Here is a 25,795-nt window from a genome sequence, read left to right on the forward strand (position 1 = left end):
AAAAGAAAGGGTCATATCCTTTGCGATAGGAAAAAAATGGTATGATCTAACGAGTTTTTCGTCGTGGAAAAAGGATCAATTATTTTCTAAGCTGATTAAAAAATCATGATTCTGGAAATCAATAATTTCAAATCTCAAACCTCAAATTTCAAATCAAAATGAGTTGGGAAGAAAGTACAAAACAGAAAATGCTGCATCTCAAGCTACCCACGGACCCACGCTGGGTCGGGATTGCAGAGATGCATATCGAGGATATCCTGGTCGATCATGCCTATTGCGAGCAAAAGGCGGCCTCTTCCTGTATCAGTCTGATCGTTCGATTCAATGATTTGGAAGAACTGGTAGATACCCTTACTCCGATTGTCGCTGAGGAATGGGGACATTTTGAGCGGGTGATGGAGCAGCTTCGCAAAAGAGGGATGAAATTTGGCCCTCAGCGAAAAGATGAATACGTGGCCAAACTGAACGAATTCGTAAAGAAAGGTGGAAGCCGTGCTCAACAACTGACAGAATATCTTTTGATGAATGCCTTAATTGAGGCGAGAAGCTGCGAGAGGTTCAAGCTTCTTTCCAAGCATATTCAAGATACCGAGTTGCAGAAATTCTACTATGAACTGATGATCTCCGAAGCGGGTCATTACGTGACTTTTATTGAATTGGCAAGAACCTATCAAGATCCAGATAAGGTGAACAAGCGCTGGCAGGAATGGCTGAGCTACGAAGCTGAAGTGCTTAAAAACATGGAGCTAAGAGGGGATAGGATGCATTGATCAGATTCTAGAAGCGAGAGGCAAGAAACGAGACGTAAGATAGTAGACATATTTGAGCTTTAACCTGCCAGCTTTGCAACCTTGCCACTTTCCAACCTTGCAACAACCAAATCTTCCAATTTTCAAATCTTCCAAAGTTTCAATTCAAGAAGTAAGACTTTAGAGGGAAGACGTTAGACGTAAGACCTTTGAGCTCAAACCTACCAACTTTGCAACCTTGCCACTTTCCAACCTTGTAACCACCTAATTCTCCAATCTTAAAATCTTTTAATCTTCCAATTAAGAATAAACGTACTTTTGGCGAGTTGAGCGGACTTGCTTATACTTAATCGATAAATGAGAACTTTGCCAACAAACCTGTTCTAATCCGAACAAAACATGAATTTGATCGAAAATATCCGTGAGGCCATCAAGTCAGTAAAGGTAAATCTGCTCCGTACTATTCTGACGGGAGCTATTATTGCCATTGGGATTTCCTCCTTGGTTGGAATGCTGACGGCAATTGATGGGATCAAAGCCCAAATCGCGGAAAGCTTTGCAGGATTGGGTGCCAACTCTTTTGATATCCGAAACAAAGGCCAAAGCGGGGGAAGAGTAGTGCAGGAAGGAAAGACAGAAAAAACTTATCCGAGTATTTCCTACCGAGAAGCTATGCAGTTCAAGGATGAATACAATTCTATAGGTATTTCTACTGTTTTTATTCCCGTTTCAGGAGCTGCAGAATTGAAGAGAGGATCAAAACAAACAGATCCCAATACCCGTGTCAGGGGAGGTGATGAAAATTACCTTTCGATCAAAGCCGTTAAATTGGAAAAAGGAAGAAACTTCAGTCAAATGGAGGTTAGATACGGGACATCGGTAGCAATTATTGGTCAAGAGATTCAGAAAACTCTTTTCGAACCTTCCGAAGACCCGATCAATCAGAAAATAACAATCTACGGTAGACCCTACACGGTAATCGGAATCATGGAAAAGCAAGGCGGTGTAGGTCAGGATCAAGGTGCTGACCGACAGGTGCTTATTCCTGTTGAAAATGCCTCTCGCCTGGATACCAGAGGTACATTCAATTATCGAATCACTGGAGTGGCCTCTGACCCGGGAAAGCTGGACTATGAAATGGGACAGGCGATCGGCATTATGAGAAAGGTAAGACAGGACCGGGTAGCCCAGGAGGATTCATTTGAATTGACCAAAAGCCAGTCGGTGGCCGAAAGCTTGGAAGAAGTGGCTGGCTATCTAAGAATAGGAGGATTTGGAATCGGATTTATCACACTGCTAGGGGCATCCATCGGATTGATGAATATCATGCTAGTCTCCGTGACTGAGCGAACTCGGGAAATCGGTGTCCGAAAAGCTCTTGGAGCAACTCCTCTTCGTATCCGTCAGCAGTTTTTGATCGAGGCAATCGTAATTTGTGTCCTGGGAGGTATTTTTGGGATGATTTTGGGTATTGGTATCGGGAATATTATCGCCAACTTCATAGGCCCGGGAGGATTCTTGGTTCCTTGGCTATGGATGTTCGTTTCTTTTGTCATTTGTATCATAGTAGGACTTTTGGCGGGTTATGTTCCGGCATTTAAGGCCAGTAAACTTGATCCGATTGAGTCTTTGAGGTACGAATAGGGTTTCTGTTTCGTCCTGTTTTTTTCTCATCAGAAATCAAGGATGAGTATAGAGACTTTCTGAAAAATGGTCCAACTTTCTTGGTTTGAGTTTAAATGAGCTGAAAATTTCTTTGCTATGATCGGTGGTGGGTAAGTATTTGGCAAAAATAAAATTTCACCAAAATATGTCTGGCTGGAATCATCTTTCCCTCGTCTTGAAGGCAAACTTTTCTATTTGTGAGAAAATCGATTTTTGTTAAAAACTTCATAATTTTTGCCCAAATGACAAGAAAAATCCGATCGATTGGACAATCTTTCCTATGTTTGTCGGGTTTTGGTGTCGAATTTTAAAAACCTTTATGCTTAAGTACCTAAAAGCAATCGGAATCGTGGGCCTGGTATGGGCATCATTTTCTTGTGTTTCCAACGAAAAAATCATCTATCTCCAAAATCTGGAAGGCCAGCAAGCCATCCCTGAAGGAGAATTGATCAGTTACGAAATTCCAGAGTATAAGCTTCAATACAATGATATTGTAGATATCAATATCCAAACTGTAGATGACCTGCTGAAGAATGGATTTAATACCGGTAACACGAACCAAGTAAATGCTCAGGGGATGAACCTGATGGCCCAAAGTGGAGGAGATATCTATTACATGACAGGCTACACGGTAGATAAAAACGGAAATATCCGGCTTCCAATCATAGGGGAGGTTCAAGTCAAAGACAAAACCATTGAAGAAGCCAGAGAAGAAATTGAAAAGCGATTAAAAAGCTTTGTGGTAACCGAAGTATATGTAAAGGTGAAGTTGGGAGGCATTCGTTATTCCGCTTTAGGTGAATTTCGAAGACCTGGGAAATTTGTGGTGCTTCAGGACAGAATGACCATTTTGGAAGCTATTGCCAATTCTGGAGACCTGACCAATATTGCCAAGAGGGATGAGATACTACTTATCCGTCAATATCCGGAAGGAACAAGACTTCACCGAATCAATTTGAATGATCGTCAGCTTGTAGCTTCCCCTTTTTACTTTATCCAGCCCAACGATCAGCTGTATGCCGAACCCATGAAAGTTCGTGAAGTGGGTGCAGGTGAGAATGCGGCTCAGTCTTTGACTTTGTTTATTTCAGCCATCACTGCAGCCGCTTTGATCCTGAATCTTGTAATAGTAGCCAATAGAGAATAATGTATCCGAATACTCCCCAAGCCCAAAACGGTTCGCCTTCCCCTTTTATGGTCAATCAGGAAGATGAAATTGATTTGAAGGTTTTGCTTTTCAATTACCTTCAATATTGGCCTTTGATTTTGCTTTTTGTCTTCTTGGGCTTGATCTCTGCTTTTGTTTTCAACAGATATGCAACCCCTATTTATAAGGTAGAATCCACGGTGATCGTGGAGGATGAAAATAACGCCTTGGGTTCTGATCTTTTTGCCTCAGCAGGTTTGGTAGGGCTTCAGGGCAAAAGTAACATTGAAAATGAGATCGGGATTCTAAAATCCTATACACTCGCCTACAGCACGCTTCAGCAGCTGGATATGAATGTTCAATATTTTGCTGATGGATTTGTAAAGAAAAGTGAAATCTATGGGAATGTTCCCGTCTATGTCAGAGTGAATTGGGATAGAAAACAAGCCGTAGGAGGCTTGTTTAGGCTGGAAGTTTTGGATGATAATTCCTATGAATTGAGCATTGAAGAAAATCAATTCCAGCTTTTTAACCCTGCCGATCCAAATTTTAAATCTCAATTGGAAGAATTAGTTTTTGAACCTTCTGTTTTCCAATTTGGCGATACGATACAAACGGAGGTTTTTGAGTTTTCTCCGGTTAAATCCTCCGCTATGCCAGGGGAAGTTATTTATTTCCGCTTGGTGGACACCCCATCTTTGGCCTTAAAAATGGTAGAGGATTTGACTGTTTCTCCTACCAACAAGCAAAGTTCTATTCTTACCCTCAGTTTGGAAACTCCTTTGCGAAGAAAGGGGATTGATTACCTGAACAAGCTTCAGGAAACTTACCTTCAGCGAGAGTTGGACGATAAAAACCGTACTTCTGAAAACACTATCTTTTTTATAGATCAGCAGCTAAGTGGGATTACTGATTCTTTGAGGGGTTCGGAAGCAAAGCTTCAGCAATACCGTTCTGAGAACCGCATTTTCAACCTTTCTCAGGAAGGATCAGTCATATTTCAGCGCCTGCAGGAACTGGAGAAGGAAAGAGGGTTGAATGAAATCAATCTGAAATACTTGCAAACCCTCCGGGATTATTTGGCAAGCGGGCAGACGGGGGATTTGATTGCTCCTTCCATTGTGGGAACAAGCGACCCCTTACTTAATGCCTTGGTGCAAAGCCTTTCCGAATTGCAGGCTGATCGGGTACGATTGACTGCCAATTTTGCCGAGTCCACTCCTCAAGTAAGAGATATTAATGCCCGGATTCAAAGCACTTCCAAGGCACTTCAGGAAAACGTAAGTTCTGCAATTGTCAATACGGAAAACCTGATTGCGAACCTTAATGGGCAAATCCGGCAAATTGAGGGAGAAATCAATCAACTCCCGGCTACGGAACGAAAGCTGTTGGATTTTACCCGGCAGTTTACTATCAACGAAAATATTTACATCTACTTCCTGCAGAAAAAAGCAGAGGCCGAAATCACCAAAGCTTCCAATATTCCCAGCAATAAAATTTTGGACTTTGCCAAGTCCGGTCAACTCCCCATTGCTCCAAAACGGACCTTGAATCTTTTGATTGGATTGATTTTGGGCTTTATCCTTCCTATAGGCTTTATTACCGTGAAGGACTTCCTGAATACCAAAATCGAAGATCCTAAGGAGTTGGAAAAGCAGATAAAAGTGCCATTAATCGGCATGATTGGCAGGAATAATTCCGATGATGCCATTCCTGTATTACAAAATCCCCGCTCCACTGTGACTGAGTCTTTCCGTTCATTGAGAGCAGATTTGTCCTACCTCAGTCCGCAAAAAGACAATTTGACCCTTTTATTCACATCTTCCATTTCCGGAGAAGGAAAGACCTTTGTTTCTATGAATGTGGCTTCTGTTTTTGCCCTGATGGGGAAAAAGACCATCTTAATGGGTTTGGATTTGAGAAAACCAAGAATTGCACAGGACTTCAATCTGACCAATGATGTGGGAATGAGTACCTGTCTGAGTTCATCAAAACCTTGGCAGGAGGTGGTCAAGCAATCTGGTTATGAAAATTTGGATGTGATCTTATCAGGCCCGATTCCTCCTAACCCTGCTGAACTTCTTTTACAGGAAAAATTTGGAAAAATCATCCAGGAAATCAAAAAGTCCTACGATGTGGTGGTATTTGACTGTCCTCCGGTAGGATTGGTCTCTGAAACCAAAGAATTGTTTGCTCTATCCGATGTCAACTTTTATGTTTTCAGACAAGGGTATTCCATGAAAGGGAACACTCAAATTTTGAACAATCTGGTTGAAAAAGGAGGGGTCAGAAAAATGTATGGAATTCTAAACGATGTTCATATCGACAAGGGCTATGGCTATGGATACGGCTACGGTTATGGCTACGGCTATGGAACCAATACATATGGCTATCATGAGGAGGTTCAACTTCCTTGGTGGAAAAGGGCCTTGAGAAGGCATTAATAACTAGAAATTTCAAAGTAATTCTGAGATGCCTTTTCAAAGAAATCAGTAGTCAATCCAATGATGGATTGTTTCCTGACTTGTCGTTTTTTGGAAAGGCAAGGTCATGAAATGCAAATTCTTAGATATAAAAAAACCCTGAAAAGATTGTACAAAAAATGAGTACTTAAACTGCTCAGTTTTGATATATTTACTTCCTGAAAGGGGAAAATCTTGCATTTTTGTTAGAATTTGGCCCTTTTGTTAATTTAATTATTAAATTTTTCAGAAGAAATCTGATTCAGTAAAACGCCCAGCTAAGCCCCTGCACACAAAGAAATAGAGTAAGAAGAAAGCTAAGGTTATCAGCAATTTTTATTCTTATTTTTCTTTGTAAGTCTGGGACTGAAAGGGCGAAGCTATACCCGATCTTTTGGTTAAGGGTTAAGTGTTAAGAGTTCAATTAGGGAATAAAGCCTATGGCCCGAATTGAGAATTTTGAAGAATTAGAAGTTTGGCGTGAAGCACGTGAATTAAGTAGGCGTGTTCGTGAGTTAAGTCAGAATGCGCTATTTGCAAAAGACTTCAGATTCTCTTCACAAATCAATTCAGCGGCTGGATCAGTCATGGATAATATTGCTGAAGGTTTTGAAAGGGATGGAAATAGGGAGTTTATTAACTTTTTATTTATGGCTAAAGGTTCAAATGGGGAAGTCAGATCTCAGTCTTACAGAGCGTTTGATTCACAATTTATTTCTCAAGAAGAGCTTGAAGAATTGCTGAGTAGAACTGAATTACTGAAAAGATAAATTTTTAATCTAAAAACAACATTAAGAAATAGTGGATCAAAGGGTTACAAGTAATCTTACAGCTTAACCCTTAACTCTTAACTCTTAACTCTTAACCTTTGACCCTAAAGGTTAATCTCAAATCCAAATATGCCTAAAGCCATCATCGTCTCTGGCTACTTCAATCCCCTGCACAAGGGCCATATTGAGTATTTTAACCATGCAAAAGCCGTAGGTGATGAATTGATCGTGATAGTAAACAATGATCAACAGCGGGCTTTGAAAGGTTCCAAAGAGTTTCAATTGGAGGATGAACGAATGTTTATCGTATCCAATATCAAAAGTGTGGACCGAGTGTATCTTTCTATTGATAAGGATCGAACCGTCTGTGAAACCATTAGAAAGATTCATCAGGAACTCTTCGGAAGCTACCACTTGGCTTTCGCTAATGGTGGAGACCAGAATAACCAATCCATCCCCGAAGTCCCGGTTTGCCAGGAATTAGGTATCGAACTAATCGATGGCTTGGGAGATAAGATTCAGTCCAGCTCCTGGCTCCTTAAGAAAAATAGTTAAATGTTTATGGTTCAAAGTTCAACGTTCATGATTCCAGAATTGCGATACCCGAACCCAGAACTTAGAACCTCGAACCAATTAACGCTTAACAATTAACTTTTAACCTTTACAAATTGAACCTTAACCTACATACCCGAATATACATTGCCGGCCATCGAGGAATGGTAGGTTCGGCCATTTGGAGAGCGTTGGAAGCAAAAGGTTATTCCCATTTGATCGGTAGGACTTCCAGTGAATTTGATCTGAGGAATCAGCAGGCCGTTCAAAATTTCTTTTCTGAAGAAAAACCTGAAGTAGTTATTGATGCTGCTGCCCGGGTAGGGGGGATTATGGCAAACAATACCTATCCCTATCAATTCCTCATGGAAAACATGCAGATTCAGAACAATCTGATTGATACGGCTTTCCATGCTGGAGTGAATAAATTTATCTTTTTGGGTTCTTCCTGCATTTATCCAAAAATGGCCCCACAGCCATTGAAAGAGGATTATTTACTTACCGGTCCTCTGGAACCTACCAACGAATGGTATGCGGTGGCAAAAATCACAGGAGTAAAAGCCTGTGAAGCTATCCGCAAGCAATTTGGAAGAGATTATATCTCCCTGATGCCCACCAATCTCTATGGTCCATATGACAATTTCGACCTAAAAACCTCCCATGTGCTTCCTGCAATGATCCGAAAGTTTCACGATGCAAAACATTCAGACCTGTCTATGCTGAGCGGAGTCGAAGCAGGTAGTAAAAATTCGCCTGTCGAGCTATGGGGGAGTGGAACGCCGATGAGAGAATTCCTCTATGTAGAAGATTTGGCGGAAGCAGTGGTTTTTGCTTTGGAAAATGAATTCCAGGATAATCTTTATAATGTGGGAACAGGGGAGGATTTAACGATCAGAGACTTAGCCTTGCTTATCCAGAAAATAGTAGGACATACCGGTGAAATTATCTGGGATTCCACAAAACCTGACGGTACTCCGAGAAAATTGATGGATGTATCCAAAATGACCCAAGCAGGCTGGAAAGCGAAAACCAGTCTTGAGGATGGTATCCGCAAAACCTATCAGTGGTTCCTCGAGCATCAGGACTCATTCAAGGAAGTCAAAATTTAATATAGTTGTTCGAAGTTCAGGGTTCAAAGTTCATTTGCCCTGAACTCTGAATCGATAACATAAAAGCCCAACTGATTTTTGTGAAGATCGAATGCTTTGAGGACTTAGAAATCTGGAAAGAAGCTCGAGAGTTAAGCAAGTTTGTTCGATCCTTGACTCAAAAGATAGAGTTTTCAAAAGACTTCAAATTTGTTGGTCAAATTAACTCTTCTTCAGGATCTATTATGGATAATATAGCCGAAGGATTTGATAGAGATGGAAATAAAGAATTTATCCAATTTCTTTCTATTGCTAGAGGTTCAAATGCCGAAACAAGATCGCAAGCTTATCGGGCATTTGACTTTTCTTATATAAACCAAACAGAATTAGAGGAGGTTTTGACCCGTACAGAAAGACTAAGAACAAAAATTAAGTCTTTAATGATATATCTCAAAAATTCAGAACGAAAGGGAAATAAATTTTCCTGAACCCTACTTTGAACCACGAACTTCGAACATCGAACTTCGAACTCTGAAACTAACAAATGAATAAATCTTTATCACCAAAAGTTGCCCTTATTACAGGAATCACCGGACAGGATGGTTCGTATTTGGCCGAGCTACTGCTAGAAAAAGGCTATCAAGTTCACGGCATTAAGCGTCGTGCCTCATCCTTCAATACCCAAAGAATAGATCACCTGTATCAAGACTTACATGAAGGCGAAGTGAATTTTTTTCTTCATTACGGTGACCTTACAGACTCTACCAATATCATTAGAATCATTCAGGAAGTACAGCCAGATGAGATTTATAATCTCGGGGCTATGTCTCATGTAAAAGTATCTTTTGACTCTCCAGAGTATGTGGCCAATGTGGATGCGGTAGGGGCCTTGAGAATCTTGGAGGCAGTCCGAATTCTTAAGCTAGAAAAAAAGACCCGTATCTATCAAGCATCTACCTCGGAACTTTACGGAGGCATGCCGGATAATAAAAATGAAAAGGGCTTTTATGATGAAAACACCCCTTTTTACCCTCGTTCTCCCTATGGAGTAGCCAAAATCTACGGTTTCTGGATTACCAAAAACTACAGAGAAGCCTATGGCATGTTTGCTTGCAATGGAATTCTCTTCAACCATGAATCCCCAAGAAGAGGGGAAACTTTCGTGACCCGAAAGATTACCATGGCGGCGGCTGCAATTGCTTTGGGAAAGCAGGATTGCTTGTACTTGGGTAATTTGGATGCCCTGAGGGACTGGGGACATGCCAAAGACTACGTTAAAGCCATGTGGCTGATTTTGCAGCAGGAAAAACCCGAGGATTTTGTCATTGCCACCGGCAAAACCACCAAAGTCCGTGACTTCGTCCGTATGGCCTTTGCCCACGTCGGCTTCCATATTCGGTGGGAAGGAGAAGGAGTCGAGGAAGTCGGAATCCTTGATTCCATCGATGAGCAGAAATACTACAGCGCCACCAACTCCCCCCTTAAGGGGGGGCAGGGGGGGGTAAATTTCGGCCACATCCTTGTTCGCGTAGATCCAAGGTACTTCCGCCCCACTGAAGTGGACCTCCTCCTCGGTGACCCTACCAAAGCCAAAACCCAATTAGGCTGGGAACCGGAATACGATCTGGAAGGATTGGTAGAAGATATGATGAAAGGAGACCTAAAGGAGTTAGTTAAGGGTTAATAGTTAATGATAGTCTAGTTAACCCTTAACCATTAACCCTTAACACTTAACTTTTACCATTACCATTTATGTTGCTTCCAACTGCGGTTCCCCAATTAAACCACAAAAAAACTCTGTGTTCCTCCGTATCTCTTCGGTGGTTCTCTGTGTAACTATTTAATTATGCTAAAACCTTTTAACGAAAGTAAGATTGCCATTATCGGCCTGGGCTATGTAGGATTACCTCTTGCTGTAGCGTTTGCCGAAAAATTCAAAACTGTAGGGTACGATATCGATCCCAAGCGGGTGGATGAACTTCAAAAGGGACATGATCGGACTTTGGAAGTAGAAGATGACTTGCTCCAATCCGTGTTGGTCAAGACCTCCATGGGATTGGATGAAAAAGAGAAGGGTTTATTGATTACCGATGCGGTCCTTCCCATTTCTTCTGCCAATATCTATATCGTTACCGTTCCTACCCCTACCGATAAGCACAATAGACCGATTCTCACCCCCATGCTAAAGGCTTCCGAAGCCATAGGTAAGGTCCTGAAAAAAGGAGATGTGGTCATTTATGAATCCACGGTTTACCCTGGGGTGACCGAAGAGGAATGTGTTCCGGTATTGGAAAAAGTATCCGGGCTAAAGTTTAATGAAGACTTTTTTGCAGGCTACTCTCCAGAACGAATCAATCCCGGAGATAAGGAACATACCGTTACCAAAATCCTGAAAGTAACCTCAGGGAGTAACCCGGAAGTGGCCGAATATGTGGATCAATTATACAAAGCAGTCATTACTGCTGGAACACATAAGGCCTCTTCCATAAAGGTTGCTGAGGCTGCCAAGGTGATCGAAAACTCCCAACGCGACATCAATATTGCCTTTGTCAATGAGCTAAGTAAGATATTCAATCTCTTGGGTATCGATACGCAGGAAGTGCTCGAGGCAGCAGGTACCAAGTGGAATTTCTTGCCTTTCCGTCCTGGATTAGTAGGGGGGCACTGCATCGGAGTAGACCCTTTCTATTTGGCCCAAAAGGCCCAGGAAGTAGGGTACCATCCGGAGATTATCTTGGCTGGACGCCGGCTTAATGATTCCATGGGCAAACACGTAGCCACGGAGACCATTAAGTACATGATGCGAAAGGATCTTAAGGTAATTGATTCTAAGGTACTGATCTTGGGTTTTACCTTTAAGGAAGACTGTCCGGATGTAAGAAATACCCGGGTGATTGATATCTATCGAGAATTAAAATCCTTCGATATGGAGGTGGATGTGTATGACCCTTGGGCGGATCCGGAAGAGGTAAAGCAGGAATACGGATTAGAGATTATCAATGGGAAAACCAAGGAAAATCTGGATCAATATTCCGCAATTATTTTGGCTGTTGCCCACAAGGAATTTAGATCTTGGCCAATTCAGAAATCAGAGAATCAGGTTGTTTTTGATGTGAAGAGTGTGTTGGAGAAGAATAAAGTGGATGCAAGACTTTGATTGAAGATACAAGGATAAAAAGATACAAGATTCAAAAAATGAACTGTTCAGGGTTCGGAGTTCATTGTTCTATGCCACAACCCGGAAAATTGAATCTCGAACCAAGAACTTAAAACAATTAACTCTTAACCTGTTTCATGCAAAATCTTACAATTCCTGAAAAGATCCAAATGGTCGATTTGAGATCGCAATATGAACGAATCAAACCTGAGATTGACGCTGCTATTCAGGATGTTATTGACCAAACAGCCTTTATAAATGGTCCTCAGGTCAAGAAATTTGCTGAGGAACTCAAAGACTACACAGGTTCCGGATTTGTAATTCCCTGTGCCAATGGTACAGACGCTCTTCAAATAGCTATGATGGCTTTGGATTTTGAACCCGGAGATGAAGTAATTGTTCCTGCCTTTACTTATGTAGCAACGGTTGAAGTTATAGCCTTGCTGGGACTAAAACCTGTCTTTATTGATGTCATTTCAGAGACTTTCGAGTTAGATGTCAATCAATTGGAGTCCAAAATTACAGATAAAACAGTAGGTATAGTTACTGTTCATCTGTACGGGCAATGTTCCAATATGGAGGAAATCCTTAAAATTGCTCAGTTATATAAACTTAAAGTTATCGAAGATACTGCTCAGGCAATTGGTGCTGTTTATACCTTTTCAGATGGAAGAAAGGCCCAGGCAGGAACTATGGGTGATATTGGGACTACTTCCTTTTTTCCTTCCAAAAATCTGGGCTGTTATGGCGATGGTGGTGCCATGTTCACAAATGATCCTGTTTTGGCAGAGAAATTACAAATGATTGCCAATCATGGTCAAAAAATGAAGTATTACCACGATTCAATTGGAGTAAACTCCCGCTTGGATACGTTACAGGCTGCCATCTTAAGTGTAAAGTTAAAGCACTTAGATAGATATTCTAAGGCGAGGAATGAAGTTGCAGATCGTTACGATAGAGCGCTTTCAGGTCATTCAAAACTACAAGTTCCTAAACGAGTTCCAAATTCCACTCATGTATTTCATCAATACACTATTAGGCTTGATGAATCGGTGGATAGAGAACAGTTCAAGAAGTACCTATCAGAGAGAGGTATTCCCACCATGGTTTACTATCCCTTACCCTTGCACTTACAAAAGGCTTATTTGGAATATGGAGGACGGGAAGGGCAATTTCCTGTCTCAGAGGCGCTTTGCAAACAAGTGATTTCTCTTCCTATCCATACTGAAATGAAAGAGGAAGAGCAGAATTATATAATTCATCAAATCTTAACTTATTTTCAATGAGCAATTTTTTTGCACACGAGACAGCTGTTATTGATGAAGGCTGTGAAATTGGCGAAGGAACAAAAATCTGGCATTTTTCCCACATAATGTCAAATTGCAAGATTGGAGAAAACTGCAATTTTGGTCAAAATGTGGTGGTCTCTCCGGGTGTAGTTTTGGGAAAAAATGTTAAAGTTCAAAACAATGTTTCGATCTATACAGGTGTGACTTGCGATGATGATGTGTTTTTAGGGCCTTCCATGGTCTTTACCAATGTAATCAATCCCAGAAGTGCCATTAATAGGAAATCAGAATACGCAAAAACCCATGTAGGTAGAGGAGCAAGCATTGGGGCAAATGCAACAATCGTCTGTGGACATAATATAGGGGAGTTTGCCTTTATTGGTGCAGGTGCAGTGGTGACAAAAGACGTTCCTGCCTTTGCCTTGGTAGTAGGTAATCCCTCCAAACAAATTGGCTGGATGAGTGAGTGTGGTCAGCGTCTTAATTTTGATCAAAATGGCTTTGCTATTTGCTCTGAGAGCGGAGAAAAATATATTTTAAATAATAACCGAGTAGAAAAACAACTTTAATTATATGAAAAATTTTGGATTGATTGGTGCTGCTGGATACATAGCACCTAGACATATGAAAGCGATTAAGGATACTGGTAACAATCTTTTAGCAGCATACGATAAATTTGATTCTGTTGGAATAATGGATAGTCATTTTCCGAATGCTGACTTTTTTACTGAATTTGAACGATTTGATAGGCATGTTGAAAAGTTAAAAAGAAGTGAACAAAAGATAGATTATGTAAGTATCTGTTCTCCAAACTATCTACATGATTCCCACATCCGTTTTGGACTCAGGGTAGAAGCAAATGTGATATGTGAGAAACCACTAGTCCTCAACCCTTGGAATATTGATGCTTTAGGAGAAGTAGAAAAAGAGCATGGTACTCGTGTTTTCAATATTTTGCAGTTAAGATTGCACCCGTCTATTATTGCTTTACAAAAGAGAATTGAAGAAGGGCCAAAGGATAAAATATATGATATTGATTTAGCCTATATCACCTCTCGGGGACATTGGTATTATACTTCCTGGAAAGGCGATGAAAGTAAATCTGGTGGAATAGCGACTAACATCGGAGTACATTTTTATGACATGCTAACCTGGGTTTTTGGTGCCGTCAAAAAAAATGTTGTTCATATCCATACCCATGATCGAGCTGCCGGCTATTTTGAATTGGAAAAGGCTAGGGTAAGATGGTTTTTAAGTATTAATGCCGATACCCTTCCTTATCATGTAAAAGCTAAGGGCGGCAGAACCTATAGATCTCTAACTATAGAGAATGAAGAGATTGAATTTAGCGATGGATTCACTGAACTTCATACACATAGTTATCAGCATATTTTGGATGGATTTGGCTTTGGATTAGAAGAAGCTAGGCCTAGTATTGAGATAGTTCATGATATTCGATATATGCACCCAAGTGGTTTAAATGGAGATTATCATCCTTTAGCAGCAGGAAAATTGGCAAAACACCCATTTTTTGTGGGTATTTAATGAAAATGGGAATAAAAATAGAAATTGACAGTTATTTAAGAAATATATTATCTCTTTTAACTGGAACTGGTGTAGCTCAGATTATTCCTATTTTATTTTCTCCAATTTTAACAAGAATATTTAGTCCAAAAGAGTTTGGATTATTTGCTTTTTTTTTTAGCATATCTTCCATTCTCAACATAGCCGCGGCAGGAAGACTTGAGCTTGCTATTTTAATACCTAAAGAGAATAAGGATTCCTTGATGGTCTTGAAAACTTCAATTTTTTTCTCAATTACTTTTTCACTCATAATTTTCATCTCTTTATTATTGTTTTATGATCAAATAAAATTCTTATTAATTGACGACTTTAATATTCTTTATTTGTTTTTTATACCAGTAAATACTTTAATTTATGGATTCTATCAAAGTTTAAATTATTGGTTAAATAGAAAGAAAGAATTTAAGCGTTTGTCGATAAATAGAGTACTACAAAGTGTTTTTACGATAAGCTTCCAATTAATTTTAGGGCTTGGAATTATTAATAGTGCATTGAGTCTCATAATAGGTTCGCTTTTCGCTCAATTTATAACTTTATTATTTTTAATAAAATATTTTCTTGAAAAGGAAAAATCAATTATTAGATTAAAGTTTAATGATTTCTTTAAAATTATAAATAGATATAAGAGTTTTCCACTTGTAGATGTTCCAACTATGTTATTAAATGTTGGAGCAAACCATATTCCTAATATTTTTTTTAATATTTTAAATTCAGCGAACATTGCAGGTAATTATTATTTCACTCAGCGGATTCTTCAAGTTCCTGTTACACTTATTTCAGGATCAGTGTTAGATGTTTTTAAGGAAGAAGCTTCAAAAAGATATAGGGAATCGGGAGAGTGTAAAAAAATATTTCTTAGAACAGCTAAATTATTATTCTTTTTGACTGCAGTTCCTTCGATTTTACTTTTTTTTTATGTAGAGAATATTTTCGTGTTTATTTTTGGTGAAGAGTGGAGGATAGCGGGTTTTTTTGCAAAAATCCTGATTCCTTCTTTAGCGTTAAGGTTTGTTGCAAACCCACTTAGCTATATGATTTATATAGGTCAAAAACAAAAAATCAATTTCTTATTAATGTTATTTTTATTTTTAAGTGTATTGATAATATTTTATTTATTTAAGGATTTTAATGTTATAATTAAATTAATCTCTTTCGTTTATTGTATTTATTATTTGTTAAATCTATTTATTTCTGCTTTAATCGCCAAAGTATTTCAATTTATATGAAAATATTGTTTATTACTTATTACTTTGATCCTTATACTGGAGTAGGGGCTAAAAGAGTTTCTTATTGGGCAAATGAAATTTTTAAGGTTTCTAATTTTAAAATTATGCCGACAGTAATAACTGCAACTAATCCTATAAGAATAAACGAATATACTTATGATGGACCTAATGTAATATTTATTCCAGATAATAAAAAACCTATCTTTAATTCTTTAATAAATTTTGATCCTGGATATTCATGGTATTTTGCATTAAGGGATTATTTTAATGTGATAAACACATTTGATTATGAGTATGTGATTCTCTCAGGAAATCCTTTTTTACATTTCTACATTTCAAGGTATATTAAAAGTAAATTTGGTTCAAAAATTGTTTTAGATTTTAGAGATCCCTTTGCAAATAATCCTTTATTTTTTAGATCACACTGGCTTAAAAAAATTATTAAAAAACATTTAGAAAAGCTATTTATAAATAATTCTGATTTGGTTATTACTGTTAATAAATATTGCCTTAAACTTTTAGAATTAAATTCCACTTCTAATACCTTAATAATTGAAAATGGATATGATGAGCGTGTTCTAAATTTCTTAAAGAAGGTAGAATTTGATGGGATTTTCGTTGAATTTGTTTACTGTGGAAAAATTTCCCTAGGTCGTGATTCGCTTTGGTTAAAAAAAATTGTTGAGTCTGATGAAAAGTTTAGAGTTCATTATTTTGGCGATGACTTCCATAAAATTGAAAAACACAATAGGATAATTATTCATGGTTTTAAAGATTATGATTATGTTATGTCTTATATCAATTCATGTCATTTTGGAATTATTTTATCTACAGGAAATGAATTTGAATCAACAACGAAAATTTTTGATTATATTGGATTGAAAAAGAATATAGTTGTTTTGTCTGATAGGCCATTAACAAAGGGTAGTATATTTGATTTGAGTTTAGTATATAAGAAAATATTTTTTTTCTCAAGTTTAGGTAATGATTTTACTGATTTTGTTGGTAAGGTTATTAATCAAAATGTAAGTGTTGATGTTGAAGAATTTTCAAGGTTGGAAGGTCTGAAAAGGTTGATTTTTACATTGAATAATTATAATAAGATATGATTTTAGCTAATCTTATTACTGCTTTTTCCTTAATATGTTTTTGGATCTTTTGGTTACGTGATCAAAAAGTAAATAAGTATATATTTTCTCCAGTAAAATTGTTCATTATTGCTTCTTTTATCTATTTGATTCTCCCGTCAATTATTATTCCTAATTTTTTTCCAGTAGGACTTTTTTGGAGAATTAACATGAGTGTTATACCTCTAAATCATTTTGTAATATTTGTATTTAATTTTATTTTTCTTTTTTTCTTTACATTACTTTCTAAATTAAGATTTTATAAAATTAATTTTGATTTTTCAAATAATGCGTTGTATTTATCTGTTTTGTTTTTAATATTAGCCATCTTCGCAAAAGTATATATGATTAATAGTGGTTTGTTTTTTGTCGAAGATGATAATATGGTTGAAGTAGTTAATGTACCTAGGTTTATTAGATTGTTCAATAATCTTCATTTATGGGGCTTTATGATTATAACTATTATGTATTTTAAAACTAATTATAATCCCAATATTAGTTCTTTTAATAAAACTAAGTTTATATTTTATTTTTATTTCTTATTTACTGCTATTATACCTTTTTTACAAGGTAGAAGATTTGGTGTTTTGTTTCCAATAATAATTGTTTTATCAATTTATTTTATTTATAATATTATTAGTAAGAGAAAAATCTTTATTTATTCTTCTATTGTTTTTTCTATTTTTTTATTAATGACTTTATTTAGACAAGCTCAAATTTTTTCTTTGTCATATTACAATTCAGTAGACATTTTTTCTATTTTTAAATCTATTAGTCATTTAGATAATAATTTTTTAGTCGAAAGTTTCTCGAGTAGACTTTTTAACGTTTATATTAATTTGGTTCGTGTTATAGAATTTGTAGAAAGTTCTTATTACACACCTTTTTATAATCCTTTTTATTTAGCTTTTATTGGTTTAATTCCTTCAATTTTTTGGTCTTCAAAACCTGGTCTATCCATTGGAAATGCTTTAGGTAAAGAATTAAGTTTGATTCATCAGAATAATGATTTAATTGGAATTAATATTGGATGGATAGGAGAAGGATATTATTTTGCTGGTATTATTGGAGTTATTTTTTCTAGTCTTCTTTTTTGTGTTTCAATTATATTTTTTTATAAAATTGTCAATTATCAATCAGATAGTGGCAAAATTGTTATTCTTATGTATGTAATTTTTCTTATTTCTGGTTTTCAAATGGAACTTGCATTCACATTCAATAGTTTTTTTAAAGGTAACTTTATTTTGTTGTCATTATTATTCTTTTCTTCAAGGTTTAAATCTATCAAAATTTAATGAGATTTATGAAAAAGATGCTTTTAATATCTAATATGTATCCAAAAAGTGATCTAGATTTTTTTGGTATTTTTGTAAAAAAGTTTGAATTAGGAATAAAAGAGGAATTTTTTATTAAAAAAGTTGTTTTAGTTGGTAATACTAATACTTTTTTTTTAAAAGGTATTAAGTATCTTATATTTTATTTAAAAATTTTTTATAATATATTTTATAATTTCGATGTTGTCTATGTTCATTTTCCAACTAGGTCAGCTGTTCCTATTCTTTTAAATCCTTTTTTTTATAAAAGATTGATAGTTCTTAATTATCATGGGTCTGATTTAAATTCTCTCTCTAAAGTTAATAGATTTTTAAATTTTATTTTAACCCCATTAATTAAAAGGTCATCTTTAATTGTTGTTCCTTCTCATGTTCTTAGATCTACTTTTTTAAATAAGTATAATAATATCAATATTTTTATTAGTGCTTCTTCAGGAGTCCCTGATAACTTCTATATTAAAAATATAAAGAATAATTATACCTTAAATATATCTTTTATATATTTATCTAGTTTATTAGAAAGTAAAGGTATTTTAACTTTGTTGGATTCTATAAAAAAGTTAATTAATAAAGGTTATAAATTTCGTTGTTCTATTTATGGTGAGGGTCCTTTATTGGAATATGTTAAATCCTTTTCGAAGAAATATAATACTTTTGTTTCTTACAAGGGAATTCTTGAAAATGGTATGATTCCTCAAATTTATTCAAAACATGATTTTTTTATCTTTCCTTCTAAAACAGAAAGTCTAGGTTTAGTAGGCCTTGAAGCATTAGCTTGTGGCTTACCTGTAATAGGTTCAAAAATTCCAGCCATAGAATCTTATCTTATTGATGAGTATAATGGTCTTTTGTTTGATCCTTTTGATTCTAATGATTTAACTGAAAAAATAGAGATTTTATTGCAAAATAGAATGTTACTTGTTTCATTAAAAAATAATTCAAGTTTTTCCGTTTTAAAGTTTAAAAATTCACATATTAATTATAATCTGGTTAAAAAATTAAATGAAACTATTAGAGATTTCCGGGGTTAAATGTTATTGTTTTTCTTCTGATTTTGATGTTTTTAAGATTTTTGATTATTTAATATCAAATTCATTAGGCACGTATAGTGTTGCAATCAATGCTGAAAAGATAATTAGATGTCATGAAGATCCTGATTTTTTAAAAATTGTAAACGAATCATTTTTTCAAGTTCCGGATGGATTTGCAGCTATCTTATTTTTAAAGAAGAAATTTGGTTTAAAAAGCCTTAAAATTGATTTGCCTAGAATGGCTTTACAATATTCTAATTTAAAAAGATTAAGATTGGCAATTGTAGGAACTAACGAGGAAAATAATAAGTTGGCATATAATTTTATTGAAAAGAGTTTTTCCGAAATTAATTTAGTGGGACGACTTAATGGGTATAATGATTTTCAGGCAATAGTTGATTTTTTAGGTATTAATCAGCCTCAAATTATTTTATTAGGGTTGGGTTCTCCAAAGCAAGAAATTATTTCTTCAAAATTGTTAGGAATATTTCCTAATTTGATAATTATAAATTGTGGAGGGGCATTGGATATATTATCTGGTTCAGTTAAAAGGGCTCCTGTTTTTTTTCAAAAGTTTAATTTAGAATGGCTTTACAGGCTATTATCTCAACCCAAAAGATTTAAAAGACAAGTTAAGTTATTTAAAATAATACCAATTTATTTATTTAATGTATAATGAAAATTCTTACCATTTTAGGCGCTAGACCTCAATTTATAAAAGCTGCTTCACTAAGTAGAGTTCTTAAATCTAATCCAATTATTCAAGAAATCATTGTTCATACAGGTCAACATTATGATCCTAATATGAGTGACGTTTTTTTTAAGGAATTAAGTATACCGAAAGCTAATTTTTATTTAGGTATCGGTGGAACTTCTCATGGAGCAATGACTGGAAAAATGATAGAAAAAATTGAAGAAATTGCTATTTTGGAAAAACCAGATTGGATATTAGTTTATGGAGATACCAACTCTACTTTAGCTGGAGCTATAGTAGCTTCTAAATTGCATATTAATCTTGCACATGTTGAAGCTGGTTTAAGAAGTTTTAATATGAATATGCCAGAAGAAGTGAATAGAATTTTAACTGATAGAGTAAGCAATATCTTATTTTGCCCTACTGATCAAGCAGTTCTTAATTTAGAAAAAGAAGGGTTTAATAATTTTAATTGCTCTATTATTAATTCTGGAGATATTATGTTAGATGGAATTTTGTTTTATGGAAATCTTTGTAAACGTCCTAATGAAATATCTACTAACAATTTTGCTTTAGCCACTATCCATAGAGCTGAAAATACCGACTCTAAAGATCGTTTGGAATCAATCCTTTCCGCTTTAAACGAGATTAATAAAGAGATTAATATTATTCTTCCTTTACATCCAAGAACAAAAAATAAGATTAAAGAATTCGGTATTCAAGTTGATTTTGAAGTAATAGATCCTGTTGGATATTTAGAAATGATTTGGCTAATTAAAAATAGTTCTATTGTTTTAACTGATAGTGGCGGACTTCAGAAAGAAGCATATTTTCTTAATAAACCTTGTGTTACTTTAAGAGATGAAACAGAATGGATAGAGCTTGTAAATAGCGGTTTTAATATTTTAACTGGATGCGAAAAAGATAAAATAGTTATGGCTTATAATAAATTGATTAATTTTAATTTTAGCTCTAATAATCTTTATGGTAATGGAAATACTAGTAAAATAATTATGGATTCATTGTTATCTTATTGAAAAATGTTAATTAATAGTTCAATTTTATTATGAAGTTTAAATTTTTTATTTTGTTAATTTCATCTATTAGTTTATTTCCATATTCTTTCGGTCAAATTCTTTTTAGAGATTTTTCTATTTTAAGTGAGTATTCTAGACGAGATATTCTGACAAGTCAGGACTCAATTAATTCTGCGATTAGGCCTCAATTTATATTTAATTCAGATTCACTTATTTCATTAGATGAGTTTATTGATTTCAAATTTGAGGATATTGAAGTTAAAATCCTTCCTCTTTATGCCATTTCAAGGATAAATACAAAACGTCCATATGGCTGGGGAGATATGCTGATGATTCCCAATGTTGGTTTCCAGCAATATGTTTCTACAGGGATTTTTTCAAAGTGGAAATTTTTAAATCTGCAGATACAGCCAGAGATTGTTTTTGCTCAAAATGCAAGTTATCAGGGATTAGAAACTGATCTTACCAGAATAAATTATTTAGATCGGTATTACGTATGGAGTAGAGGAGACTATCCTGAAAGATATGCGGAGAATGCATATTCAAAACTTTGGTGGGGTCAATCGAAATTGACTGCTACATTTGGAGCCTTTGAGGCTGGAATTTCGACTGAGAATATTTGGTGGGGGCCTGGGCAGTTTAATTCTCTTTCTTTTTCCAACAATGCACCTGGTTTTCCGAACATTACAATAAACACTACTAAACCGACAAAGACATTTTTGGGAAACTTTGAAACTCAACTATTAATTGGGAAATTATCATCAAGTAGCCAGCCAGCTTCTCAAAATGATAGCCTCAATGTTATTTATGAAGATCAAGTGCCGCTTGGAAAAAGATATTTAAACGCATTAATGCTTTCATATCAGCCTAAATGGATACCTAATCTTCGAATTGGTTTTGCAAGAACTTTCCAAGTATATGATTCCTTGCCAAGAACGAGTTTCTATGATTGGCTCCCTGTATTTGAAGCCTTTCAGAAAGAACGATTTTTTGAAAATGGAAATACTGTGGAATTTGATGGCAATGGCAGGGATCAGCAAGTTGTAGTGTTTGGAGATCTTCGGTTTCCCAAAAGTCAATTTGAGATATACTTCGAGTACGGCAAAAGGGATCATGCTTTAAATTGGAGAGAATTTATTCTAAATCCTGACCATTCACGTGCATTTATGTTTGGATTGATTAAGCTTTTTGATGTACCTGAACTAAAGAAAAAAATCCAAATACGAGGTGAAATTACGCATCAGCAGGAATCAATAAATAGAATTGTTCGATATTCCGGGTTGGGCGGCAGAAACAGTTGGCATGAGCACGCTCAAGCGAGAGGCTTTACCAATTTTGGTCAGGGGCTTGGAGTTGGAACAGGGCAAGGCGCAAATGTTCAAACTTTAGAGTTTGCTCTAGTTGATGGGTTTTCAAAGCTTGGTGTCTTGTTTGAAAGGGTGGAAAGAGATCAAGGATTTTATTATAGATCCTTTTTTGAACCGAATGAACGCAAACCCTGGATCGACCTTTCTCTTGGCTTCCTTTACGACAAGCAATTCAATAACCTCTTGCTGAGTTCCAAGCTGCAGATCATTCATGCGAGGAACTATCAATGGCAGCTCGATCCGGCAAGTACTCCTGAGTTCCCGAAAGGGGAGAACCTGACCAGTGTTATGGCTCAGGTTAGTGCGATTTATTTTTGGAATAAAGATTAAGAGAGTATCTAGTAGCAGGTATCAAGTATCAAGAAGCTAGAATCGAGAAACAAGAGACAAGAGACAAGAGAAAAGATCAAAAAACTCATAACCACGTACCCCGAACCACTCAATTCGACAATTCCCCGATTCATCAATTCGATAAAAAATCACCCGCAAATGACACCAAAGGAATTTTAAACCACCAAGGACACCAAGGGTACTAAGAAACCAGAAAAAATTCTTTGTGAACTTCGTGCTCTTCGTGGTTTAATTTTTTACCCTATATTAATCCCGAATAAACCCTGGATAAAAAGTATATTTGATTCCACTTGATTTGAGATTGGTTAAAACTTGATGGGAAAGATTTTTTGAGTTTCCTTTCAAGATTTTCTTTCAAAAGAAAAAATCAAGAAAAACGCATTTTGATATAACCAAAGTTGTTTTTAAATTAATCTTTTCGTATTTTAAATTACTCAAGATTAGGTCTCTATAATTATTAAATCATTAAAAATTAGGTTCTTTCCCTATCGAAAATTATTTTTGTTCCGTAATTCTTTCATTTCCAAATACCACCATGTATCTCCTTTTAGCAGCCCTCACTTCTTTTTCCGTGGGTTTTTTGATCACTCCTGTTTTGATTTCCATCCTAAAGAAGGCTCAAATTGGAGATGTCCCCGGAGGACGCAAAATTCACAAGACCTTTACCCCATCCATGGGTGGAATTGCCTTTATGCTTTCCACTTTCATTGCTTTGGGAATTTGGGGTTGGCAATATCCTCTTCCTGATATTCGCTACCTGTTAGGGGCTATTGCCCTGATGTTTTTTGTGGGTTTTCGGGATGATATGGTTGAGCTAAAGGCCAAACACAAGCTGATGGGACAGCTCGTTGCCGTGATTTTGGTGATTGGTGCTGGAGATATCCGGATTCGGGATTTCCATGGTTTCTTAGGGGTAGGGGAGTTAAATCTCTGGTTTAGCTATGGCTTTACGGCCTTTTCCCTATTGGCTTTGACCAATGCATTTAATCTAATCGATGGATTGGACGGATTGGCAGGAACAGTCGCCGTGATTACGCTGGCACTCTTGGGTTCCTGGTTTTATTTTCAGGGATTGGCTAGCTATTCGGTACTGAGTTTTACCCTTTTGGGAGGAGTTTTGTCCTTTTTGGTTTTCAATTGGCACCCTGCCAAGATTTTCATGGGGGATACCGGTTCTCTCACCCTTGGATTTGCAATGGGAAGTTTGGTGGTAGCCTTTATGGATTACAATGCTGCCTTGCCTCAAGGTGCTCCTCTGAAACTAATGCCTTCCTTCACCATGGGAGTTGCGCTGTTGATTTATCCTCTATTTGACATGGCTAGGGTTTTTGCCAGAAGGATTCGGAGAGGTAGGAACCCCATGATTGCAGACAAATCCCATATCCATCATTTTATGATGAGGATGGGGTTTAGCCATGACAAGGTTGCCCTGATTTTGGGAGGAATACAACTGTTTCTGATTGCAGGAGTTTTTGGAATGAGTGAGCTTACTGATAATATGGCATTGCCTATACTGTCCGTGGTGGTGCTTTTTATGGGGTATCGTTTAGACCGGGTAACTCCAAAGTATATCAAAAAGAAGGTGTTGAAAAGCTCTAATCAAACCCACGAAAATCTTCCTGCAAAAAGGGAGAAAAAGAAAATTAAGCTTGAAAAAACCGTACTCAAACAGGATGAAATCAATTTGAATTAAGAAATCATTTTTAAACCACAAATACTTCAGAAAAGCACCTGATATTTAAAAGATTCAATTTCAATGGCTTGATCATCTGTTGTTTAAGAAAAAAAGAGGAGAAAAATGCGCCTAATCGGCGATTTTCTCCTCTTTTTATTTTTATCCTCCTATACTCAAAAAGGGAACTTGATGCAAAAAAAATGAATTTGGTTTGGCCCATTGGGCTAGAAGCTTGGTTAAAATAAATTTAGTGTAGTTTAAATACAAAAAATTGATTTTTAGAATTTGACTTTTGGTTGGGTTTTTGTTTTGGTAAATTTTATAACTTACCAAGCATTCTGATCACCCCCTGAATGGTGTTTAAAATACCTCTATCTTTTCCTGAATTTTCTTCCACGGAAGGACAGTATTTGGAGCAAGCGGTCCAGTCAGGACAGTTGGCAACGAATGGCCCATTCATCACAAAATTTGAGTCTAAGCTTTCCAAAAGACTAAAAACCCATCAGGCAGTAGCTTTGAATTCCGGTACATCCGCCTTGCATTTGGCATTGGTAGTCTTGGGTATTGGAAAAGGGGATGAGGTAATTTGTCAGTCTTTTACATTTTGTGCTTCTGCAAATCCGATCGTGTATTTAGGTGCCACACCTATTTTTGTTGATAGTGAAAAAGATACATGGAATATTTCTCCCGAAATCCTGGAAGATACCATCTTGAGCCGAATTGCTTTGGGGAAAAAGCCTAAAGCGATAATCTGCGTTCATCTTTTTGGTATGCCTGCCAAAATGAAGGAAATACTGGAGATATGTCAGAAATACCAAATTCCGCTTATAGAAGATGCGGCTGAAGCTGTGGGTAGTAAGTACGATGGACAGCTATGTGGTACTTTCGGGAAACTTGGGATTTTCTCCTTCAATGGAAATAAAATTATCACGAGTGGGGGAGGTGGAGCTCTGATATGCCAGGATTCATCCCTGATCAGAAAGTCAAAATATCTTTCAACCCAAGCAAGGGAAGATTTGCCCTACTACCAGCATTTGGATATTGGGTATAATTATAAAATGACCAATATGGCCGCTGCGGTGGGTTTGGCACAGCTTGAGCGTTTGGATGAGATAGTAGAAAAGCGGAAACGAATAAATAAGCAATACAAGGAGTTGATGAAGAGTTATCCGGGAATTTCCTTCCAGGAAAATTCAGGGATTTCAGATTCCAATTATTGGCTGACCTCAATATTGGTAGATGAGCAAATCACCGGCTTTTCCAATGATCGGCTGAGGGTAATCTTGCTAAAAAACGGTATTGAAACCCGATTTCTTTGGAAACCTCTTCATCTGCAGCCGGTTTATAAGGGTGTTCCATTTTATGGGGGAAAAGTTTCTGAAAACCTGTTCTCCAAGGGTCTTTGCCTCCCGAGTTCTGCGAATTTGACTTTTGAACAACAGGAGTGGATTGTAGAACTCATCGAAAAGGAGTATAAAAAAGTAGTTTAA

The 25,795-nt window shown here is 36.5% G+C and carries 22 protein-coding genes; all 22 read left to right on the top strand.

Annotated features, from left to right (window positions below; genetic code table 11):
* Positions 1 to 158: 158 nt before the first annotated feature.
* Positions 159 to 770, top strand: coding sequence for a tRNA-(ms[2]io[6]A)-hydroxylase (locus tag AAA942_RS00420; RefSeq protein ID WP_338218246.1), 612 nt, complete (start codon positions 159 to 161; stop codon positions 768 to 770).
* Positions 771 to 1,148: 378 nt separating this feature from the next.
* The gene (locus AAA942_RS00425; protein ID WP_338218247.1) at positions 1,149 to 2,393 is read left to right on the top strand and encodes an ABC transporter permease; all 1,245 of its coding nucleotides are present in this window, start codon (positions 1,149 to 1,151) and stop codon (positions 2,391 to 2,393) included.
* A 340-nt stretch (positions 2,394 to 2,733) separates the two neighbouring features.
* Complete coding sequence (locus tag AAA942_RS00430) at positions 2,734 to 3,561, top strand: polysaccharide biosynthesis/export family protein (RefSeq protein WP_338218248.1); 828 nt, start codon at positions 2,734 to 2,736, stop codon at positions 3,559 to 3,561.
* On the top strand, positions 3,561 to 6,005 hold the full coding sequence (locus AAA942_RS00435) for a GumC family protein (RefSeq protein ID WP_338218249.1): 2,445 nt from the start codon (positions 3,561 to 3,563) through the stop codon (positions 6,003 to 6,005). Before AAA942_RS00430 ends, AAA942_RS00435 begins: the two co-directional genes overlap by 1 nt.
* Before the next feature lie 458 nt (positions 6,006 to 6,463).
* The gene (locus AAA942_RS00440; RefSeq protein WP_338218250.1) at positions 6,464 to 6,793 is read left to right on the top strand and encodes a four helix bundle protein; all 330 of its coding nucleotides are present in this window, start codon (positions 6,464 to 6,466) and stop codon (positions 6,791 to 6,793) included.
* A gap of 129 nt (positions 6,794 to 6,922) precedes the next feature.
* Complete coding sequence (locus AAA942_RS00445; RefSeq protein ID WP_338218251.1) at positions 6,923 to 7,348, top strand: adenylyltransferase/cytidyltransferase family protein; 426 nt, start codon at positions 6,923 to 6,925, stop codon at positions 7,346 to 7,348.
* Between the two features lie 113 nt (positions 7,349 to 7,461).
* Positions 7,462 to 8,454: a GDP-L-fucose synthase family protein gene (locus tag AAA942_RS00450; protein WP_338218252.1), complete on the top strand. Its 993-nt coding sequence runs from the start codon at positions 7,462 to 7,464 to the stop codon at positions 8,452 to 8,454.
* A gap of 80 nt (positions 8,455 to 8,534) precedes the next feature.
* A complete protein-coding gene (locus tag AAA942_RS00455) occupies positions 8,535 to 8,921 on the top strand; it encodes a four helix bundle protein (protein WP_338218253.1) in 387 nt (128 codons plus the stop codon).
* A 56-nt stretch (positions 8,922 to 8,977) separates the two neighbouring features.
* Positions 8,978 to 10,117, top strand: coding sequence for a GDP-mannose 4,6-dehydratase (gmd, locus tag AAA942_RS00460; protein ID WP_338218254.1), 1,140 nt, complete (start codon positions 8,978 to 8,980; stop codon positions 10,115 to 10,117).
* 162 nt (positions 10,118 to 10,279) lie between these two features.
* Positions 10,280 to 11,590, top strand: coding sequence for a nucleotide sugar dehydrogenase (locus AAA942_RS00465; protein ID WP_338218255.1), 1,311 nt, complete (start codon positions 10,280 to 10,282; stop codon positions 11,588 to 11,590).
* Positions 11,591 to 11,727: 137 nt separating this feature from the next.
* A complete protein-coding gene (locus AAA942_RS00470) occupies positions 11,728 to 12,876 on the top strand; it encodes a DegT/DnrJ/EryC1/StrS family aminotransferase (RefSeq protein ID WP_338218256.1) in 1,149 nt (382 codons plus the stop codon).
* Positions 12,873 to 13,448, top strand: coding sequence for an acyltransferase (locus AAA942_RS00475; protein WP_338218257.1), 576 nt, complete (start codon positions 12,873 to 12,875; stop codon positions 13,446 to 13,448). Before AAA942_RS00470 ends, AAA942_RS00475 begins: the two co-directional genes overlap by 4 nt.
* A gap of 4 nt (positions 13,449 to 13,452) precedes the next feature.
* On the top strand, positions 13,453 to 14,424 hold the full coding sequence (locus AAA942_RS00480) for a Gfo/Idh/MocA family protein (RefSeq protein WP_338218258.1): 972 nt from the start codon (positions 13,453 to 13,455) through the stop codon (positions 14,422 to 14,424).
* Positions 14,424 to 15,689: a lipopolysaccharide biosynthesis protein gene (locus AAA942_RS00485; protein WP_338218259.1), complete on the top strand. Its 1,266-nt coding sequence runs from the start codon at positions 14,424 to 14,426 to the stop codon at positions 15,687 to 15,689. Before AAA942_RS00480 ends, AAA942_RS00485 begins: the two co-directional genes overlap by 1 nt.
* A complete protein-coding gene (locus tag AAA942_RS00490) occupies positions 15,686 to 16,798 on the top strand; it encodes a hypothetical protein (protein WP_338218260.1) in 1,113 nt (370 codons plus the stop codon). The genes AAA942_RS00485 and AAA942_RS00490 overlap by 4 nt, the downstream gene beginning before the upstream one ends.
* Positions 16,795 to 18,111, top strand: coding sequence for an O-antigen polymerase (locus AAA942_RS00495; RefSeq protein WP_338218261.1), 1,317 nt, complete (start codon positions 16,795 to 16,797; stop codon positions 18,109 to 18,111). The genes AAA942_RS00490 and AAA942_RS00495 overlap by 4 nt, the downstream gene beginning before the upstream one ends.
* Positions 18,112 to 18,119: 8 nt before the next feature.
* Positions 18,120 to 19,181, top strand: a complete 1,062-nt coding sequence (locus AAA942_RS00500) for a glycosyltransferase family 4 protein (RefSeq protein ID WP_338218262.1) — start codon at positions 18,120 to 18,122, stop codon at positions 19,179 to 19,181.
* Positions 19,153 to 19,857, top strand: a complete 705-nt coding sequence (locus AAA942_RS00505; RefSeq protein WP_338218263.1) for a WecB/TagA/CpsF family glycosyltransferase — start codon at positions 19,153 to 19,155, stop codon at positions 19,855 to 19,857. Before AAA942_RS00500 ends, AAA942_RS00505 begins: the two co-directional genes overlap by 29 nt.
* Positions 19,857 to 20,912 carry a non-hydrolyzing UDP-N-acetylglucosamine 2-epimerase gene (gene wecB / locus AAA942_RS00510; protein WP_338218264.1) on the top strand — a complete coding sequence of 352 codons (1,056 nt, stop codon included), beginning with the start codon at positions 19,857 to 19,859 and terminating at the stop codon, positions 20,910 to 20,912. Before AAA942_RS00505 ends, wecB begins: the two co-directional genes overlap by 1 nt.
* A 29-nt stretch (positions 20,913 to 20,941) precedes the next feature.
* A complete protein-coding gene (locus AAA942_RS00515; protein ID WP_338218265.1) occupies positions 20,942 to 22,609 on the top strand; it encodes a capsule assembly Wzi family protein in 1,668 nt (555 codons plus the stop codon).
* Positions 22,610 to 23,165: 556 nt separating this feature from the next.
* Positions 23,166 to 24,323 (top strand): glycosyltransferase family 4 protein, encoded by a 1,158-nt coding sequence (locus AAA942_RS00520; RefSeq protein WP_338218266.1) that lies wholly within the window; start codon positions 23,166 to 23,168, stop codon positions 24,321 to 24,323.
* Between the two features lie 335 nt (positions 24,324 to 24,658).
* Positions 24,659 to 25,795, top strand: a complete 1,137-nt coding sequence (locus AAA942_RS00525; RefSeq protein WP_338218267.1) for a DegT/DnrJ/EryC1/StrS family aminotransferase — start codon at positions 24,659 to 24,661, stop codon at positions 25,793 to 25,795.

Origin of the sequence: Algoriphagus sp. oki45, assembly GCF_036245605.1 — a bacterium.
GTDB lineage: Bacteria > Bacteroidota > Bacteroidia > Cytophagales > Cyclobacteriaceae > Algoriphagus.